The sequence below is a fragment of the Moorena sp. SIO4A1 genome (assembly GCF_010672065.1).
Taxonomy (GTDB): domain Bacteria; phylum Cyanobacteriota; class Cyanobacteriia; order Cyanobacteriales; family Coleofasciculaceae; genus Moorena.
The window spans coordinates 1-1,273 of the sequence record NZ_JAAHHX010000833.1; the positions used below are offsets into that span (position 1 = coordinate 1).

General features: G+C 44.8%; 1 protein-coding gene. It reads right to left on the minus strand.

Annotation, left to right across the window (positions count from 1 at the left end):
- Nucleotides 1-158 precede the first annotated feature (158 nt).
- Nucleotides 159-1,273: cytochrome c (locus F6K53_RS43300; RefSeq protein WP_293086888.1), on the minus strand; the 1,115-nt coding region annotated here is incomplete at its 5' end.

Sequence of the window (1,273 nt, forward strand, 5' to 3'; positions counted from 1 at the left end):
CAAAAAACACCACATTGATAATGATGCCAAGCCATACCACACAACCAAAGTATTTAGCGTAAGCGTTCATTTTACCTCTTGCTTGAATCTGTTGTTTTAATCTCTTTGTTTAATGTATTGGTTGGTTTTTGTAAATAATTGTTTACATTTATCCCTTACTAAAGGGTCTTCATGTACTCCACTAAGGCATCTTTTGCTTCTGGAGAGAGGTCAGTTCCATAAAGGTGACCACTATTTAAATTGCCAGGAATTGTTGTATAAATCTTAAAGAATTTGTTGGTATTATCCTCTGCTACATCGGAAACAAAACCAACCTTGTCCTGATCGAAAACATCATCACCCCGATAGAATTCTTTGGGTCGGTTTTCGGGGGTTTCTAACAAGTCTCTTAGGGTTGGTACTGAACCATTATGTAAATAGGGAGCTCGTAGCCAAATTCCATCTAGGGGCACATTGGCATAGCCATTGGTCTTGCGGAAATGTTTGAAACGCCTTGGTGTGCCAACAAAGAGGGTATTTTGGTTAGAAAGCAGTTCATAGGTGTAGGAATCCAGACGATATCGGTCTGTACCAATTTCTTCAATAGGTGTTACCTTGCCAACCTTTGAACCACCAAAAGCATGGCAACTGGCGCAGTTGTTTTCATAAATTGGCTTACCCACTGCTGCCAAATTCTGGTTAATCTCATAGGGATAGGGCGGGGGTGGTAATTCCCACAGCCAATCAGCAACCCGTTGAATCCCATCCAAATCTACCGTGGTTGGTGTCACCCCTGCACCCAAAGCAGCGCTCAGGTTCCGCTCATCCACCGATTCGTTATCACCATCCCAGTGCAACTGCAAACCTTCACGAGGCTTCTGATTCCAGATCGAGGGAAAATCTGCACCACCAATCAATTCATCAGGGTCTAACTGATCCATCGGGAAGCGAAATTGCAGGGATTTATAGGGATTAAACGTATCCACCCGCCCAGGACCGCGATCAGGTTGGTTATTTAAAAAGGCGAGTAGGCTACCCTGAGCAATTAAAGCATCCCGAGTCTGGGGAATAACCAGGTAGCGATAAATCAATTTCTGGATGGGGTTGAACTTTTCCCCTTGGGCTGCAATCTCTGCCAAAATCCGGTCAGCGTTGAATCGTGGATCAAATGCTACTTCGGAGATTAACTTGATGTAGCCCGATAGATCGACCGTATTGGAAGGCATGGTGGTGATTACCCGGGGTGTACTATCGCGGGTATCTCGCACTGTACCAGCATGGCAGACTGCACAAT